Source organism: Psychrobacter sp. ER1, from assembly GCF_048631835.1.
Classification (GTDB): domain Bacteria; phylum Pseudomonadota; class Gammaproteobacteria; order Pseudomonadales; family Moraxellaceae; genus Psychrobacter.
Genome location: NZ_CP184640.1, coordinates 3,086,488 through 3,105,188 on the forward strand (window position 1 = coordinate 3,086,488; position 18,701 = coordinate 3,105,188).

Genomic DNA, 18,701 nt, shown 5'->3' on the forward strand with positions numbered 1-18,701 from the left:
CGTTTGATATACAACATCAGTCCTACAGAATAACATTTTATATCTTGTGGCATTACGCGATCTAATACCGATAATGGTTAAAACAGTGGCGCAAATATCTAGTCAGACAACGCGCCACTTTATCAGCTCTAAGCTACAGTTATAACCAATTCGGCTTAACCCGTTAAATTAATAACTGTGATTTTGTTTAAAGGTCTCTAGAGATGACTTTAAACGACCTGCGATATCATCATTGTAGTTCGCAGTGTCATCAATCTCACGCATCAATTCACTTTGCTCATCATGCATATAACGTAGGTACGCTTCTTCGAAAGAACCAATCTTTTCGACAGGTACGTCAGCTAAGAAGCCTTCGTTTGAAGCATAGATAACGGCTGCTTGCTCAGAGATTGACATCGGCTGATACTGCTTCTGCTTCATCAATTCAGTCACACGCTCACCATGATCAAGCTGTTCGCGAGTTGCGTCATCAAGATCTGATGCGAACTGAGCAAATGCGGCTAGTTCACGATATTGAGCTAGAGCGGTACGAATACCACCAGATAGCTTTTTGATGATCTTAGTCTGAGCGGCCCCGCCCACACGAGATACCGAGATACCAGCGTTTACTGCTGGACGGATACCTGAGGCGAATAAACTAGACTCTAGGAAGATCTGACCATCAGTGATCGAAATCACGTTGGTTGGTACGAATGCAGATACATCACCAGCTTGTGTTTCAATGATTGGTAGTGCGGTTAAAGAACCAGTTTTACCTTTCACTTCACCGTTAGTGAACTTTTCTACATAATCAGCATTTACACGTGATGCACGCTCAAGTAGGCGTGAGTGTAAATAGAATACGTCACCAGGATAAGCTTCACGACCTGGCGGACGACGTAATAGTAGTGAAATCTGACGATAAGCAACCGCTTGCTTTGATAAGTCATCAAATACAATCAGTGCATCTTCGCCGCGGTCACGGAAGTATTCGCCCATCGTACAACCTGAGTACGGTGCGATATACTGAAGTGCTGCAGGCTCTGATGCTGAAGCAACCACAACAGTGGTATATTCTAGTGCACCAGTTTGCTCAAGCTTACGTACGACGTTAGCGATAGTCGAACGTTTCTGTCCGATAGCCACGTATACACATTTAATGCCTGAAGCTTTCTGTGCGATGATCGCATCGATAGCCATCGCTGTTTTACCAGTCTGACGGTCACCAATGATAAGCTCACGCTGACCACGACCGATTGGAATCATGGTATCAACGGCTTTATAACCAGTCATTACTGGTTGATCTACTGATTGACGGTCGATAACGCCTGGAGCGATCTTTTCGACTTTATCAGTCATCTTGGCATCGATAGGACCTTTGCCATCAATAGGATTACCCAAAGCATCAACAACACGGCCTAACAGCTCAGGACCTACTGGTACTTCAAGAATACGACCAGTACAATAGGCTTTTTGACCTTCTTGCAGCTTTAGGTAATCACCAAGTACTACCGCGCCAACAGAATCACGCTCTAAGTTTAGAGCCATTCCGTAGATTTCGCCTTCAAACTCAATCATTTCGCCGTACATGGCATCTTCAAGACCATGAATCTGCACGATACCGTCAGATACTTTGACAATCGTGCCTTCATTCTTTGCAGTTGCACCCGCATCAAGGTCTTGAATACGCTGCTTAATCAGGTTACTGATTTCCGCTGGATTCAATTGTTGCATTGCCTTGTTTCCTTTAATTTATGATAACCCGCCCACTGACTTAATTGCTCTTATAATCATACAGTCAATATTTGACAGTATTGATGATTGGCATTAGGCAGTTAGCTGTGTTTTTAACTGTTGTAACTTGCCGCGCATCGAATCATCAATGACTTTGTCACCGACTTTGATTGTAGCGCCTGCCAATAGACTTGGATCAACTGATTCGTGAATCACTACACTAGCATTTAGCGAGGCAGCAAGACGCGTTTGTAGCGTTTGACGCTGTTCATCAGTCAATGGGTAGGCAGAGGTCACATATGCGTCAAGCTGCTTTAAGCTTATTGCCTTGTGACGGCGATAATGCTCATAAACTTCAGGAAGCAGCGCCAGACGCTCTTGTTCTGATAACTGTTTAACGAAGTTACTAAGTGCTACTGATACTTTTGGATAGCTTACGTTACTGTCAAGGCTAGTTCCTTGAGCTTCGCTTAATAACTGCTTAAAAGCAGAATCATTAGCGCTAGCTACTTGCGTATCATAAAGATCGACCAAAGCAGCTGACTTATGCTCAGCAGAAACAGCTGGATTGTCTAGCCAAGTACTGAACGACTTGTCATTGACAACAGTGCTAGCAACAAGTAAGAAGTTTTCCCACTCGTTGACTGCGCCGTTTTCGTTGGCATAGTCAAACGCGGCTTTAGCGTACGGTCGTGCTAAGGTTGATAAGTCAGCCATTATATCCTCACAATTACAGCTTCGCCGCCAGTTGGTCTAACATACTGGCATGTTTTTGCACATCGACTTTGTCTTGCAAAATCTTCTCTGCACCAAGTACAGCCAGTTCAGCAACTTGGGCACGTAATGACTCACGCGCTTGATTGATTTCTTGATCGATAGATGCTTGCGCTTGTTGACGAATGCGCTCGCCTTCCGCTTGGGCTTGCGATTTTGCATCTTCGACGAGCTGATTGGCACTCTTGTTCGCTTGCTCGATTAGAGCGGCAGCCTTGGTCTTTGCAAGATCAAGTTCCTGCTGGACATTTTGCTCCGCGGTCGCCAAATCTGCTTTTGCTTTTTCTGCGGCATTCAGACCTTCAGCAATTTTACGCTGACGCTCATTGATGGCACCGATAAGTGGTGGCCACACGAATTTCATGCAAAAAATCACAAATATTGCAAAAGCAATGGCTTGACCGACGAGGGTAAAATTGATATTCACGTGATCACCTCTTTGTTAATGAAAAATCAGTTTCATTGATCATGTTTGGTAGTCAAATCTTGACTATATTTGATAGAAAGTCTCCGAATACCAAACATTTACAACTGAGCTTTCGGATTAACCTGCTAGAGGGTTAGCGAACAACAATAGCATAGCAATACCAACACCGATCATCGGAATAGCATCAAGAAGACCTGCTACGATGAACATACGAGTTTGCAATTGTGAGCCAAGCTCTGGTTGACGCGCAACGCCTTCTAAGAATTTTCCACCTAGAATAGCAAAACCAATACCTGTGCCAAGTGCGCCAAGACCGATAAGTAGTGCTACTGCGATAACTGTGTAACCACCTAATACTGGATCCATTGATGTATCCTCATTTACCTATTGAATGTCTAATTAATGTTCAGTTGATGATGCAAGCGACATGTAAACTATCGTCAGCATCATGAATACGAACGCTTGAAGTGTAATAACTAAGATGTGGAAGATAGCCCACGGTACCGATAACGCCCATTGAATCCAAAACGGCATTAGAGCAATCAGTATGAAAATCAATTCCCCAGCATACATGTTGCCGAATAGACGCAAACCAAGTGATACAGGTTTGGCTATTAGAGTAACTGCTTCTAGGATGAAGTTGATGGGAATCAAAATCGCTTGTACGATTGGGTTTTTGGCGCCAAACGGATGTAGTGTTAACTCACCGATAAAGCCGCCCAAACCTTTTTCTTTAATGCTATAAAAGATAATCAGTGCAAAGACAGAGAACGACATGCCAAGCGTGATGTTAGGATCAGTCGTTGGAACAATCTTAAAGAAAACATGATGTGGATCATGGCCCATAGCGGCACCGATTTGCCCAGCAATACCTGGAATGAAATCAACAGGTATCAAATCCATCAAGTTCATCAAAAAGATCCAGACAAAAATGGTCAACGCCAATGGCGCAATCAATTTTGATGTACCACTGTATGAATCGCGAACGTTGTTATCAACAAACTCAACGATCATCTCAACTGCTGCCTGAGTTTTTCCAGGCACGCCTGAAGTGACTTTTTTGGCAACCATCCAAAAGACGGCGCAAAATAAGATACCTAGACCAATCGACCATAGCATAGAATCAAGATGGATAGCGTTAAAGCCCATTGCTCCTGCTTCTTCAGCAGTATGAGCAACTTTCCAACCTTCGCCTGGCAGATAGCCATACGTCCAATTCGTTAAGTGGTGAGAGATATATTCTGATGATGTTTGCTCGGATGCCATAATGTAAGCTTCTTATTAATCAACGATTTAATCAACTACCAAAAATATGGTTGTCATCTGATGAGGTGTAGTATGGATATCTATCTTGCTATTAAGCAAATAAATAAACCTTACTAAAACACTCATGTAACCAACAACATCCAACCCATAGTTCTATTACTAATATGCAGTATTTGATAGCGTGAGATAAATTTTAGCTATCAAAAAAGGGCTTATGATAACTCAGTAATAGCCCTTGCATTTTTATACGCAAAATTATTATATATGTGCTTGCCCACTGACCGTTTTTTACGATCGGCGCTTAATGTAGCGCTTATAAGCAAAATATTTAGCCGCCTATATTAATGCAGCGTTGTATTCGTGTAAAGTCAATTGTGATTTTTTTATCCACTGTATGAATAAGTTAGCCACCAGTTTTACTTGCTAATATAACCACTAACCATAATTAGATATCAGTAATCTAATTATCAGCAATACAGATAGTTGAATAACCCCTACCCTCTCACTGCATACTACGTCTAACATTGAGACTCATAGTGCGGTCTTTATAATCACTGGTGCTATCCTAAGACAGCTTTGTGCTTCGACTTTTCGAACTAGTCATAGAGAAGCTGGACGGCAGGGTGACTTGCCAGTACTATTAATAAACCATCTGTTTAGCGATCATTTATTAGCGCTAGCGTATATGCCACAACATCCAACTGTGACTAATTTGCATTACCATAAAACCGATAAACAGCGCTGGCGCAGATAGGGGTTGTACGGTAATAAAAATTAGTGCAAAACCAAACACGGTCAATAACCATTTTGACATTTGACCCCGATATAGCTGGCTAACGATGTGTTGGCGCGCGCGATATCCGGTGTACCAAAAAATAAAAAACGCAAATACTGCTTGAGTGATAAAACTTAGTAGCGCACCAATTGCAGCACTTTTTGCTATCGTAAGCTCACTATGTAGCCAAATAGTATCTACTATCCAAGCAATAATAATAAGGATAAATAGTATCCATGCCTGTCGTTTAATATAGATGCCAATCTTGTCTTTTTGCGTGCGTTTGGCAGGCTTGGTCATCGGTATTCCTATAGCCCTTACAGCATTGGGACAATATATCATATTTATGATAATTTTATCCGTGAATGACTTACTCTACAGGCATTACCTTTCGGCCAAAATAAAACGCTACTTATTATAGGTAGAGCGTAACTATTAAGCAAGTAAAATATGACTTTTATCAGTCACCTAACGCATTTTGCTAAGATTATTATATTATTTAGTCTGTAATAAATGCTTTAAACGAAGCTATACAACCAACTTAAACAATCCTAGCAAATTGCTGTTTTTGGCTACATTATGAGATACATTGATATATCTGTTTGGCCATACTCTGCCAACCGCTGATAAAGTCATCGCTACTACTCATATCTTCAGGTTGTACCGTACTCTTCACTGGTTGCAATTTCGCAAGTAAGCCCTTTGCCGGCTCACTTGGACTAACCAAACACATTTGCTTGGCTGGGCGTTGCTCATTTAACCAACGGAGTTGGCTTGCTTTAGGTGATAGATGATGATCCACGCTAAGGCTACCGACGAGCATTAAGTGTAAGCTGTCTTCGATATATTGATAAGCATCATGATAAGCCCAATAAGGTCGTATTTTTGAGGCACTTTGAATAGAGCTTTGCTCAAATGCAGTAACTTCTTTGTCTAGTTGCTGTGCAAATTTTTTCGCGTTGGCTTGATATAGGTCTTTATATTGTGGATTTGCATGGCTATGAATCACAGCCAATGCGCGAGTAATGGCTTTGGCATTTTCAGGGTCTAACCAAATATGTGGATCTAGTGTACCCGCGATAGCGTCACCCTTTACATCACGTAATGGATGTCGATTGAATGCATCGAACTCAAATAAAGCAATAGCATTTGGGGCTGTTTTCAGGCTCGCTGCTAGATTGTTTTCTAGCGGTTCACCGAACCATACCACGAACTTACTGTCTTTGATTGCCTTGATATCACCAGGGCTGATACTACCATGATGTCCCACCTCCCCCGCTTGCAATAGTCGATTGGCTGATGGTGCGCCTTCTGTTACTGCTTCACTTAACAAGAATAGCGGATAATTGCTAACACTGACCGTTGCAGCTTGTGCATTCAGTGTGAAAGACCCTAGAACTATCAGTCCTGTCATTAGCAAGCGCTGTAATGTGATAAGCGAACGTACGGAGTAAGTAAAAACAGCGTTCATAGTCAGCTCTTTTATTGTTAGATAGCATTGTTGGATAACGAACGTATGATCAATAGTGTCCTGCCCAACTCCTGTAAAAAGGGTAGATATACAAGACTACTATAAGACAATTCACTCAGTTATTGTTTTAGTATGTTATACTATAACAATAAAAAACGCTATCATAAAAAATGTCATGCGATTACCATGCTATTTTTAGGAGCTTGTACCATGTCTATTACTTCATCGATCTGCGAACATTTGCATGATGTGCAAGATCTGACTCCGCATGATGTTCATGAACGCTTAGCAGCAGCTAAAGAGCATTGCCGTCTAAATGGCGCGCGATTTACTCCTTTGCGTCAGCAGATATACCAATTAGTCTTAGAGGCAGATCAGCCCGTTGGCGCTTATGACCTAATCACTCAGTTGCAGCAAATGCGGTTGTCTATACCTAATGATAGTAATATTCAAAAAGTAGCGAGTTCACCAACAGTGTCGGTAGAAACTAAGATAACCAAAAAACGCACGCCGAAAAATGTCGCGCCACCGACGGTTTATCGCAGTTTAGAATTTTTGCTAAGTGAAGGGTTGATTCATCAATTAACCTCTATTAATGCTTATGTTCCTTGCTGTCATCCTCGCGCCCAGCATACAGCCGCATTCTTGATCTGCGATCAGTGTCAACGTGTGCAAGAATGCAGCAGTCTACCCGTTCAAGAAATGATGAGCTTTGCCGAGCAAGATGTGGGGTTTGTGGTTGAGCGTAGTGTTATTGAGCTTAGCGGTCGTTGCCAAGCTTGCCAGTAAAATTAAAGCTACTATAGTTTGTGTAAACGTTTTAAGCAAGATTCGTCGATTGTCTATTTACCTATGCGTTGTCATATTATGAATATCTCTACCCTACCTTCTAATCAGTTAAGTACTACTGTTGCGAATAGCAGTACTGTGAGTAATGCTGACAAATTATTGAGCTTAAACAATATCAGTTACCATATTGGGCCTCAACGCCTGCTCTCTCACATAGATATCGACATTGCTGTTAATGAGACAGTCAGCCTTATCGGTCCCAATGGCGCTGGTAAGTCAACGCTAGTCAAACTTATCTTAGGTTTGATTGAGTCAACTGATGGCTCTATGACAGCACATCAGCCGCTACAGCTTGGCTACGTACCGCAGCGATTTGCTGTGCCACCGATATTGCCATTGCGCGTTTGCGATTTGTTGGCGCAAGCAGATAAGAAGCGTTTAACCCCTGAACAACGGCAATTTATCTTTGATAACTTATCATTAACGCATTTGCTGTCACGGCAAATGTTGCATTTATCAGGTGGTGAGACGCAGCGCGTACTATTGGCCAGAGCGCTATTAGACAAACCCAATTTGCTTATTTTAGACGAGCCGATGCAGGGTCTCGATCCTGATACCGAAGTTTGGCTATATCAGTTCATTGATGAGCTGCCTGATTTCTTACGTTGCGCCATGCTAGTGGTGTCTCATGATTTACACTGGGTCATGAAAGGCAGCCGCCGCGTTATTTGTTTGAATAAGCATATTTGCTGTGAAGGACAACCAAGCGAGCTGGCTATTAGTACTGAATTTCAAAAGCTATTTGGTCATCATTATGAGCAGCCATACGTACATCAGCCTCATGCCTGTGAACACCATGCACCAAGCGAGCTGTAGTGTCAGTAATCAAAGCTCGAAATCGTCGAAATCTAGCTCATCAAAGCCAAAACTATTGAACATATAAACAATACGGCTTTACTCTATTTATAAAATTTTTACGGACATTCATTATGACTGCTTGGTTAGCCATCATTGCGCCTGCTTGGATCGCTGGCAGTATATTAGCGTTATTATCAGCGCCGTTAGGTTGCTTGGTATTGTGGCGGCGCATGGCGTTTTTCGCCGATGCCTTAGCTCATGGCACGTTGCTAGGTGTGGCTTTGGCTGTGTGGTGGCAATTACCAATGGGTATCGGCATTGCATTGGTCAGTGTCATGGTCGTACTGGGACTGGTCTTGATTGATGATGAGCGTCTGCCAGTGGATGCTGTATTGGCAGTCGTGTCAGTGTCGCTCCTGTGCCTAGGCTTACTGGCTTTGACCCAATTGACTGACCAACAGGCCAATGTGCTCGGATTTTTATTCGGTAACTTGTTGGATCTTGATTGGGCAGATTTGCCTTTACTTGCTGGTAGCGTACTAGCTGGCTTGGGACTGCTTATCTACATTTGGCCTGCGCAAATCAAGCTGGCAACGCATGAAGCATTGGCACGTATTCAAGGTATCAACCCAACGCGGCAACGGCTGTTTTTTATGGGTGTACTGGCAGGGTTTTGTGCGATTGCACTACAAGCGGTTGGCAGTCTATTAATCAGCGGATTATTAGTGCTACCTGCACTGACCGCACGTCTATGGTCGGCATCGCCAAAACAAATGGTGATTATAGCGTTGATAATCGCTCAACTGGGTGTGACACTTGGTGTGTGGGGCAGTATTTGGCTAGATATTCAAACAGGTCTTTCTATCGTCTTGATATTAGCTGCTTTATTTTTTACTGCACTCATTTTTTCAAAGTTAATAAAGATAAAACTTTAGTTAGCGTCGCTGTAAATACGTTATAATAAATAAAACATGACTGTTTTTCGCTATCTTTTTGTTCAACTTTATTTTATTAATATAATGAATACTTTAGCTCGATAATACTATAAGGTGGCTCTAGACTTTAAATTTGCTATTGCTAGTTGATAGTATAAATATCGTTGATTAGAGTCAAAGTAAGCTCAAGGCAAACGCTGTGCTCTTTTATAGTAGATTAATAATAATTATAAAGACCCAGTGAAAAATAGTAGCTCATTTATCCATACTCGCGCTAACAATACTTATTGTTGTGACTCGATAAGGGACTGAACCAATGCCAAACTATCCTGCCAATAAGTTAAGCACCTCTGATAAAACGATAAATATTTTACAGATTACTGATTTGCATTTATCGACGCCTGTCCTTGTTGATCCTGTCCTTGTTGATGAGAGTAATACCTATAGTGATGATATGGCTTGTCAGCGTAGTTTTGAAGCAGTTCTCCAACAGGCACTTAGTGAAGATATTCGCTGTGATTTGATTATTGTGACCGGTGACATGGTTAATCGAGTAAAGTCCTCAATTTATGATCATATCTTTACTGTATTACAAGCGACTCAGATTCCTTTTGCTTGTATTGCTGGTAATCATGATGTGACGGACGAGAATGGTAAAGACTTGCCATTTTTTCAGCGAGAGCTTGTCGCTCAGCCTGCTGACTCACGTTTGTTAAGTCGTCATGTCATTGAGACTAAATACTGGCAGCTGTTGTTATTAGACTCCTCCATTTCTGGTAAGGTCGCAGGCGAGATTACGCCTACTGATATCAATTGGTTATGTGAGAGACTCAGCACCTGTGATAAGCCCGCATTAATCGCCCTGCACCATCATATTGTTCCAGTTGATTCTGACTGGATTGATACCCATATGGCAGAAAACACTGAGAGCTTTTGGCAGCATATGGCACCATTTGAACAGCTAAAAGTGGTGATCAGTGGCCATACTCACCAAGAGCAAGTTCGACTGCGCCAAGGCGTCACGGTGTATAGCACGCCATCTACCTGCTATCAATTCAAACCCTATGAAGATGATTTCTCTTATGATGAGCATGCATTACCAGGATATCGCTGGTTGCAATTAGCCAACAATGGAACAGTTGAAAGCTGGGTTGAAAGACTAGATACTTGATGCCCAGAATTATTGGCACTAGTATAAGCCTTAGCCCTTTATACTTATAGCTTTCGTCAATAATTCCTAATAAAAAATACAGTGATGAACAAATAAAATATGCATTCAATATAAAAAATCACTTCATTATTATTACAAACAATGATACAACTTATGAAATAAAGCAAGGGTGGCCCAATATCTGATATGAAGCCACTGCACGATAGCTAGGATGGCCCATTAACCACAAGCTCAGTTTTCACAATCAATGACCTACGGCATGCTTTAGACAGTATTATTCAAACCGAAGTTTATATAACAACCTATCTAACAATCGGTATATAACTGTCAAGATATAAAGTCTACGATATTATTTGATCAGCTGTGTTACTTGTATTACCAAGTGGTGAAACGTTTGATAAAAGGACAAATTGTAGCGTTTGTAGCATTAATAACGTCTTGTCTTTTGATACGTCGTTTTATTGAATTAATTTGAAAAAGTAGGATACCCATATGAGCACCCTGACCACGAATCCGAGTGAAGTTAAATTTACTCCTTATGTGCCGGCCAAAGACGAAGAGTATATGTCTGATGCGCAGTTGGAGCACTTTAAGGCTATTTTATTGGATTGGAAAAACCAACTGATTGGCGAAGCGGATCGTACCAAAAACTACATCCAAGATGAGTCAAGCGCCATGCCAGACATCAATGACCGTGCCACTCAAGAAGAAGAGTTTGCATTGGCATTACGTACTCGTGACCGTGAGCGCAAACTTATCCGCAAAATCGACAAATCTATGTTAGAAATCGAAAATGATGACTATGGATTTTGCGAGACTTGTGGTGTAGAGATTGGATTACGTCGCCTTGAGGCACGTCCAACCGCTACCCAATGTATCGACTGCAAAACTTTATCTGAAATCAAAGAACGTCAAAACCAAGGCGCTTAGATCAGATATTACAGATATGAATGTAAACAGAAGCGACCTTATAATAGGTCGCTTTTTGTATTTTAGACTGTCACTATTTTGCTAACCTCATAGCACTACTTCACAAGATATAATCGCCTCAATAATGATACAACTAACAAAACAATCTCATTTAATGAATATCTTTTGATACTCATATTTATTATTCTATCTTTATTACCTTTTATAGACAGCCATTTATTTTGAAAACAATGCCTACAGCTATGCCAAATCAAACGCCACCATCCCAGCCCATTGGCCGCTTTGCGCCTTCACCAACGGGTGAGTTACATCTTGGCTCTCTAACCACCGCGCTTGCCAGCTTTTGCCATATCAAATCAATCGGTGGTAAGTGGCTGTTGCGTATGGAAGATACCGATACTGAACGCTGTGACAGACAGTTCACTGAGCAAATTTTGATGGATCTTGAGGCACTTGGATTGCATTGGGATGGTGATGTTATTTATCAGTCTGAGCGCATTGATATCTACAACGATTATCTATCATCATACCTACGACCGTTGACCTATGGCTGCCAATGTTCCCGTAAAGACTTAGAGCAGTACTGGGCGCAAGAAGAGATAAGTAGAAACCATAGTCTTGCCAGCTTAGCTGCGCTGACCGACCAATCATTAAACGAACAAGTTTCATCAATTGACCAAGTACAACCAAATAGACAGCGGTATCCGCGTCGCTGTGTGGCAACTGACCTTGATAGACAGCAGCATAAGCTACGTATTCAGCTACCAGATTATCGGATTGGATTCAATGACGGTATTCAAGGATTGCAGTGGGATAATCCGCAGCAGACGTTAGGTGATATGGTTGCTCGCCGCCAAGACGGTATGATTAATTATATACTGGCAGCCAGTCTCGATGATGGTCTACAGCAGGTTACTCATATCATGCGTGGTCTTGATATCCTACCTATGACGACGGCTCAAATCGCTATCATGCAAGCCGCGCGCCTACCCACTACTGACCAATGGTATCATTTACCATTGATCAATAATGCTGACGGCCAAAAGCTCTCTAAGCAAAACCTTGCTCAACCAATCGACACATCAGATCCGAGCCAACTTATTGCTGAAGCCCTATCGCTACTGCAGCAACCAAAGATCGATAGCGATACCCCAGAAAATATGCTTAAACAAGCCATTACTCAATGGGACAATACCCCACTACAAGGCAAGCAACAGTTAAACTTGTCCTACTGATAAGAGTTCAAAAGCTATAAATAGACAATAAAAAGCGCCACTATGAGTGACGCTTTCATTTCAATAATGCTAAACACTATTTACCGAAACTCTGAAGCTACATTATACCAAGCCCATTGTATGCAAAACCTATTAATAATAACGGCATTGGCTTTTTTCTATTTCAGGGCTTTCTTTATATATCTTTAATAATAGCGCGACCATAATCAAGCTAATCAACATAGACGAACCGCCATAGCTAAAGAACGGCATAGTCAGACCTTTGGTTGGAATAGCACCCATATTCATCGCAGCGTTAATAATCGTCTGGGCAATAAATACTACACCGATTCCGAAAGCGGTATAGCTCATACGCATTTGACGACGTTTTAGCGCGTTGTAACTGATACGCATCGCACTACCGATGATCAATGCTTCAAGTATGAGTACCATGCTAACACCGACGAACCCTAACTCTTCACCCGTAATGGCTAATAAGAAATCCGTATGCGCCTCAGGCAAATGCGACAGTTTCTGTACACTTTCACCATAGCCGACACCCGTGAACTGGCCACGACCAAAGGCGATCAAACTACGTGCCAGCTGATAATCAGTATCTTGCACATCATCAAATGGATCCATAAACGACATCACACGCACCAGTCGGTACTCTGCCGTAGTCACCATCAATACCGCCCCACCGATAGCAGCAGCACCCAATGCTAAGAAATGCTTATAAGGCGCCCCAGCGATATAAAAAATCGCGAACAGCGTACCAATGATGACGACAAAAGAACCAAAGTCTGGCTGCGACAATAGCAGTATCGTGATCAGCGCCACTACCAACATAATTCGTAAGAAACCATCTAGGCCATTACGAACTTCAAAAGATCGCCGCACCACAAAGTCAGATACAAACACAATCATGACCAGTTTGGCTAACTCAGCTACCTGAAAATTAAAGCCGCCTACTGTGAGCCAGCGTTTAGAGCCATTAATTGGTGTGCTAAACAACGTGGCAACAAGCAATAGCCCCGTGATGCCTAACAAAGCAAACTGGGTCTCAGTTTTATAAAGGGTGCGTAAAGACACGCCATAATAAGGAATGACCGCAACGATTAAACCAATCGTCATATACAACAGCTGGTTTTTGAAAAAATATAGCTCTGTCATACCGCGGCTGAGCGCAAAAGGAATAGAAGCAGAAGCAACCATCAGCAGACTAAGCACCATCATACAGCCGACGCTAGACAATAAAATTGCGCGCGCTGACGGCATAGACAGAACACCGTCTGAGCCAGAGGTTTGCTTGGTTTGGGGCGAGGAACGAAAAAAGAAGAGAGCGCCATAATTTTATATACACTAACAAACGAAAAAACACGGCGTCTATGAAACGCCACCGTTTAAAAAATCATAAAATAAATCGTACTAAATAGATGGTGATAGGAAACCTGTAACCCTCGGCAAACGCCTTAGCTAGCACCTATTTCAGCAATCAAGATTATATGCTTGACAGTAGCAGCAATCTATAAGCAAAACAATCATTTATCCAGAAAATACTGGCTGTTGCTAAAGACGCGATATGCGATATGCCAATCTATATAACTGATTGACCTATTCGGCTACCTATCAAGCTTCTGATTGTGCGGTGTCTAATTGATTAACCAATTGGCTAAAGTGGTCACCGCGAGCCGCATAACCACTATATTGGTCAAAGCTAGCACAGGCAGGTGACAACAATACAGCCTGCACTTGCGATAAACTACTGGTAGTGACTTGTTGGATGGTCGCAAAGGCATTCTCTAATGTCTGACACTGATGTAGTGCGACATCATCACTCACTTTCGCAGCTCTTAGGTGTTGTTCAATCTGCTGACCATCCTCACCAATGAACAAGACTTGGCTCACATATTGATTGATAAAAGGCGTTAATTCACCAAACTGTTGCCCTTTACCTTGCCCGCCTAAGATCAATAATAGCTTACCGTCTTTTGGCGCATAGACTGCGCCCAAGCCTTCGATAGCGGCCATGGTCGAACCAATATTGGTGCCTTTAGAATCATTGAAATAATCAATACCAGCAGCGTTAGCTACATATTGGCAGCGATGTTCAAGACCTGTGAACTGCTGCAAAGTGGTCAGCATACTCTCTAGCGGTAATCCTGCCAGTTCACCAAGTGCTAGAGCCGCTTGCGCATTCAGTAGATTATGACGACCTTTAATCAACAGTTTGTCTGCCGACAGTAATCGTTCTGTACCACGAGCAAGATAAGTTTGGCCTTCTGTGTCGGTAATCAGACCATACTGACCTTTATCAGGGGCATGAATACCCGTACTAATTCTCGGTAGGTTGTCTGCGACCAATGGACGAGTAAGTGCATCTTCGCGGTTAATCATTACCGACTTGGCACCTTGGAAGATACGGTGTTTGGCTTGATGGTAGCCAAGCATATCTCCATGACGATCTAAATGATCAGGCGACATATTGAGCACAGTCGCTACTTTTGCGCCCAAATTGGTGACGGTTTCTAACTGAAAGCTAGACAACTCAAGTACCGCAAGTTCCATATCAGGATTATCTAGCAATGTTAAAGCTGGTACACCGATATTGCCGCCGACACCCACGTTAACGCCAGCATCAGCTGCCATTTGACCAACTAACGTAGTGACCGTACTTTTGGCGTTAGAACCTGTAATTGCTACGATGGGTACGATACAAGCTTCGCAGAACAGTTGAATATCGCTAACTACAGGAATATTGGCTTGGCGAGCAGCAGCCACAGCGGTAGTCTCAAGAGAAATACCTGGGCTAATAATAATACGTGCCGCTTGCTGCAATAAATCGGCATCTATCTCACCGAATTGACGAATCTCAATCTCGGCTGGCAACTTATCGGCCAATTTAGGGGTAACTTGAGCATCAGTGACTGCGACTTGATAGCCTTGCTTGGCCAGATAATGCGCGACTGACAATCCAGACTGCCCCAAACCCACTACGACTTGTAGACCACTACCCTTATGAAGTAAGGCTTCTGTTGCTGTATTAGTGGTCATATCTATTCCTTCTATTAAACGAGAAAAATTGCATCAAATAAATCTGCTGTATAGCGACTCTAATCGACACCGCTAAGATGTGCAGCATCTTAACGCCATCGTTCAGATTTCGGTACTGATTTTTTATGACTTTATGCTATTATTCGCCTGTTTTTATATTAAGTGGCTAATGCTATAATAGTCAGCTTGATTAATATTTATCAGTATTTTGCTGAGCACATTGCTCAAGCATTTTAGTTTAGCATGTTGTCACATTTATCGCGCTATTGTCATGCCTCTTCATCAACGATTCTTGTTGTGATAAAGGTGTATCAGACAATTTTGATAATTTGACGAGTGATATATCATCTTCTACTACAGCAAGTGATTGCTGACTCTATATATTATTGTAGGTACATCTATCTAGTTGCCTATTTTAAGCAATCTTTTAAAAAATATTTTTAGGTAATTTACTGCCCTTATCATCGTATTGATTATTGATGAGCGTATTTTTGATACCAAAAAAATCAGTAGATATCTTGGTTATTAGTTAGATACTTTGGTTATTAGTTAGATATTTTGGTTATTAATTTCTCACAATCCAACACAGCAACATGACCTAGTGCATGTTGACGTAAAAGAAAAATGAATAGCTATTATTAGCGACGCGATCATTTTATAAATGAGTAATGATTACTTTTTTGCCTCTAACCCTATGTAGTTTACTTATGACATCTTTTATTGATAACTTGCGTGACGAGTGGTTTTCCAATGTTCGCGGTGACGTTTTATCGGGTTTGGTTGTAGCCCTAGCCCTTATTCCAGAAGCCATTGCCTTTTCCATTATCGCTGGTGTTGATCCAAAGGTTGGCTTATATGCCTCATTTTGTATCGCGGTAGTGATCAGTTTTGTCGGTGGTCGTCCAGGTATGATTTCGGCGGCGACTGGCGCTATGGCACTGGTCATGGTCGATTTGGTTGCTGACCACGGTTTGCAATATTTGCTTGCCGCAACTTTGCTTTGTGGTGCCATTCAGGTCGTGATGGGCATTCTAAAGCTTGGTAATCTGATGCGCTTTGTTTCTCGCTCAGTGGTTATCGGTTTCGTCAATGCTTTAGCAATACTGATTTTTGCTGCGCAATTACCAGAACTGAACCCAATGACTGAGCGTGTTGGCATGACTGTTTATATCATGACGGCAGCTGGTTTGGCGATTATTTATCTGTTTCCACTTATTCCTAAAATCGGTCGCATCGTTCCTTCACCGCTTATTTGTATCGTAGGTTTGACCGCTGTTGCAATGTATATGAATCTCGATATTCGCAACGTTGGTAGCATGGGTGATTTGCCAGATTCATTGCCAGTATTCTTGTTACCTGACATTCCATTAAACCTAAATACCTTGCTGATTATTGCGCCCTACTCTATCGCGCTTGCCATTGTCGGTCTTTTAGAGTCTATGATGACAGCAACGATCGTCGATGAATTGACCGATACACCAAGTGATAAAAACAAAGAGTGTCGTGGTCAAGGTATGGCTAACGTCGTGTCGGGTTTCTTTGGTGGTATGGCAGGCTGTGCGATGATTGGCCAATCAATGATCAACGTCAAATCGGGTGGTCGTACGCGTTTGTCTACTTTGATGGCCGGTGTAGTCCTTCTGATTATGGTCGTGTTTTTGAGCGAGTGGGTCAGTCAAATTCCAATGGCAGCCTTGGTTGCAGTCATGATTATGGTATCGATTGGTACGTTTAACTGGCAATCTATTCGCGAATTTAAGACACACCCAATGTCGTTCAATATCGTCATGCTAGCGACTGTATTGACTACCGTCTTTACTCACAACTTAGCTTACGGTGTCGGCGTAGGTGTCTTACTATCTGCTTTGGCATTTGCCAATAAAATTGGTCAGTTCCTAACCATCTTTAGTGAATATGATGACAGCAGCAACACTCGCTACTATTATGTTCAAGGACAGGTATTCTTTGCCTCTACTACCCAGTTCTTGCATAGTTTTGATACCAAAGAGGCTGTAGATAGTATTCAGATTGATGTAAGCCAAGCACATTTTTGGGATGTTAGCGCTGTTGATACCTTGGACAAACTAGTGATGCGCTTGCAACGTGAAGGTATTGATGTCAAAGTGGTAGGACTCAACAATGCGAGTCGAACACTGATTGATCGCTTCTCTGTTCATGACCGCCGAGACATTGGCTTGTTAGACTAAGCGAAACTGTTAAGCGAATCTACGCGGTTGCCATATGGCTGTATTATTAGTCCATGGCTGATGTATCGGATATTAATAGACAGTTATATTAGTAAAAGGGTTGGATGTATTTTGCATACGCCAACCATAAACTGAGATAGCCGATTTTTATTATTAAAATGATGTGGTCGTTTTATGAGTAATTTAAAACCAGATAGTGTGATTGCTTGCTTGGACTGTCCTGATCATGTTCAAGCGGTACTAGAAGCTAGTATGTGGGCTTCTATTCGCCTGCGCGCGCCTGTTGGCTTATTGCACTCGATGCCAAGCTTGCAGCAAAAAGCCGCTATCAATTATTCTGGTTGCCTCAATATTGATGACGAAAATGCTTTGCTCGAACAGTTCACATCCAAAGAGCATCTGAGCAACTGTGAGCTAAAAGCACAAGGCCGATTGCTATTATCTCAAGCAACCTCGTATTGTGAACAGCAACGCCATAAGCTAAAGACATATACACTGCACCGTCATGAGAACCTCAATCAAAGCATTGATTACGTCGATGACAAAGCACAAATGATCGTTATAGGTCATCATGTCACCTGCAAATCAACACTGAGCCAACTCATTCGAGTCAGTCACTGCCCCATTTTGGTGACACATGCACCATTTTTGCCCCCTACTACCGCTTTATTTGCGTTTGATAACAGTCCAACGTGCCATAAACTACTAAATTGGCTGTGTAAAACGCCACTGGTGCGTGCACTAACGGTTCATATTGTGATGGTTGGCAAGGAAACTTCTGATAACTGTGATGCGTTGCGTGAAGCCTATGCCAAGCTCAAACAGGCTGGCATCAAATCCAAAAAGACATTGCTTGACTGCCGTGATGTTGCAGCAGCTTTGAACTACTATCAAAATCAGCATGATATCGGTTTACTTATGACTGGGGCTTTTGGCCAATCTCGTCTACGCGAATTACTACAAGGTAGTGACACAAAAAAACTATTGGTCAGTACAAAAACCCCTTATCTACTATTTCCTAAAGCATAACGACGTATATATAAACACGCCCAAACCCTTTATCTACCTAAGCGCGGGGTCTAACTACTATGTTAGGCTCTGCCGCTTATCTCTATTT

The 18,701-nt window shown here is 42.2% G+C and carries 17 protein-coding genes; 8 read left to right on the forward strand and 9 right to left on the reverse strand.

All coding sequences use genetic code 11. The features are described from left to right. Positions 1-168: 168 nt before the first annotated feature. The 7 genes from atpA to ACOBWA_RS14390 all read right to left on the reverse strand — a co-directional run bounded on the left by atpA (position 169) and on the right by ACOBWA_RS14390 (position 6,426). Entirely contained in the window at positions 169-1,713 is a 1,545-nt protein-coding gene (gene atpA / locus ACOBWA_RS14360; protein ID WP_057762002.1) for a F0F1 ATP synthase subunit alpha, read from the reverse strand. Positions 1,714-1,806: 93 nt separating this feature from the next. Beyond that, on the reverse strand, positions 1,807-2,430 hold the full coding sequence (locus ACOBWA_RS14365) for a F0F1 ATP synthase subunit delta (protein ID WP_057762004.1): 624 nt from the start codon (positions 2,428-2,430) through the stop codon (positions 1,807-1,809). 13 nt (positions 2,431-2,443) lie between these two features. Then, the gene (locus tag ACOBWA_RS14370) at positions 2,444-2,914 is read right to left on the reverse strand and encodes a F0F1 ATP synthase subunit B (protein WP_101205956.1); all 471 of its coding nucleotides are present in this window, start codon (positions 2,912-2,914) and stop codon (positions 2,444-2,446) included. Positions 2,915-3,031: 117 nt separating this feature from the next. Continuing rightward, positions 3,032-3,280, reverse strand: coding sequence for a F0F1 ATP synthase subunit C (atpE, locus tag ACOBWA_RS14375; protein WP_010197960.1), 249 nt, complete (start codon positions 3,278-3,280; stop codon positions 3,032-3,034). Positions 3,281-3,313: 33 nt separating this feature from the next. Beyond that, positions 3,314-4,180, reverse strand: a complete 867-nt coding sequence (atpB, locus tag ACOBWA_RS14380) for a F0F1 ATP synthase subunit A (protein WP_101205957.1) — start codon at positions 4,178-4,180, stop codon at positions 3,314-3,316. A gap of 676 nt (positions 4,181-4,856) precedes the next feature. Further along, positions 4,857-5,255, reverse strand: a complete 399-nt coding sequence (locus ACOBWA_RS14385; RefSeq protein WP_102093133.1) for an ATP synthase subunit I — start codon at positions 5,253-5,255, stop codon at positions 4,857-4,859. A gap of 277 nt (positions 5,256-5,532) precedes the next feature. Continuing rightward, positions 5,533-6,426 carry a metal ABC transporter solute-binding protein, Zn/Mn family gene (locus tag ACOBWA_RS14390; RefSeq protein ID WP_420229739.1) on the reverse strand — a complete coding sequence of 298 codons (894 nt, stop codon included), beginning with the start codon at positions 6,424-6,426 and terminating at the stop codon, positions 5,533-5,535. A 210-nt stretch (positions 6,427-6,636) separates the two neighbouring features. On the opposite strand from ACOBWA_RS14390, the gene ACOBWA_RS14395 reads away from it, so the two are divergent. The 6 genes from ACOBWA_RS14395 to gluQRS all read left to right on the forward strand — a co-directional run bounded on the left by ACOBWA_RS14395 (position 6,637) and on the right by gluQRS (position 12,344). Then, the gene (locus ACOBWA_RS14395; RefSeq protein ID WP_165598211.1) at positions 6,637-7,215 is read left to right on the forward strand and encodes a Fur family transcriptional regulator; all 579 of its coding nucleotides are present in this window, start codon (positions 6,637-6,639) and stop codon (positions 7,213-7,215) included. A 78-nt stretch (positions 7,216-7,293) separates the two neighbouring features. After that, positions 7,294-8,091: a metal ABC transporter ATP-binding protein gene (locus tag ACOBWA_RS14400; RefSeq protein WP_420229740.1), complete on the forward strand. Its 798-nt coding sequence runs from the start codon at positions 7,294-7,296 to the stop codon at positions 8,089-8,091. A 113-nt stretch (positions 8,092-8,204) separates the two neighbouring features. After that, the gene (locus ACOBWA_RS14405) at positions 8,205-9,008 is read left to right on the forward strand and encodes a metal ABC transporter permease (protein WP_101205961.1); all 804 of its coding nucleotides are present in this window, start codon (positions 8,205-8,207) and stop codon (positions 9,006-9,008) included. 316 nt (positions 9,009-9,324) lie between these two features. Further along, positions 9,325-10,179: a metallophosphoesterase gene (locus ACOBWA_RS14410; protein WP_420229741.1), complete on the forward strand. Its 855-nt coding sequence runs from the start codon at positions 9,325-9,327 to the stop codon at positions 10,177-10,179. A 492-nt stretch (positions 10,180-10,671) separates the two neighbouring features. Beyond that, positions 10,672-11,109 (forward strand): RNA polymerase-binding protein DksA, encoded by a 438-nt coding sequence (gene dksA, locus ACOBWA_RS14415; protein ID WP_057762021.1) that lies wholly within the window; start codon positions 10,672-10,674, stop codon positions 11,107-11,109. Between the two features lie 242 nt (positions 11,110-11,351). Beyond that, positions 11,352-12,344: a tRNA glutamyl-Q(34) synthetase GluQRS gene (gene gluQRS, locus ACOBWA_RS14420; RefSeq protein WP_420229742.1), complete on the forward strand. Its 993-nt coding sequence runs from the start codon at positions 11,352-11,354 to the stop codon at positions 12,342-12,344. A gap of 132 nt (positions 12,345-12,476) precedes the next feature. Here the strand turns inward: gluQRS and ftsW are convergent, their stop codons facing one another. Further along, positions 12,477-13,601 carry a putative lipid II flippase FtsW gene (gene ftsW / locus ACOBWA_RS14425; RefSeq protein ID WP_420229743.1) on the reverse strand — a complete coding sequence of 375 codons (1,125 nt, stop codon included), beginning with the start codon at positions 13,599-13,601 and terminating at the stop codon, positions 12,477-12,479. 351 nt (positions 13,602-13,952) lie between these two features. After that, positions 13,953-15,377, reverse strand: coding sequence for a UDP-N-acetylmuramoyl-L-alanine--D-glutamate ligase (gene murD / locus ACOBWA_RS14430; protein ID WP_420229744.1), 1,425 nt, complete (start codon positions 15,375-15,377; stop codon positions 13,953-13,955). Between the two features lie 707 nt (positions 15,378-16,084). Here murD and ACOBWA_RS14435 point away from each other — a divergent pair. Both ACOBWA_RS14435 and ACOBWA_RS14440 read left to right on the forward strand, forming a co-directional pair. Then, the gene (locus ACOBWA_RS14435; RefSeq protein WP_057762027.1) at positions 16,085-17,584 is read left to right on the forward strand and encodes a SulP family inorganic anion transporter; all 1,500 of its coding nucleotides are present in this window, start codon (positions 16,085-16,087) and stop codon (positions 17,582-17,584) included. 174 nt (positions 17,585-17,758) lie between these two features. Beyond that, positions 17,759-18,613, forward strand: a complete 855-nt coding sequence (locus ACOBWA_RS14440) for a universal stress protein (protein WP_057762029.1) — start codon at positions 17,759-17,761, stop codon at positions 18,611-18,613. Positions 18,614-18,701 lie beyond the last annotated feature (88 nt).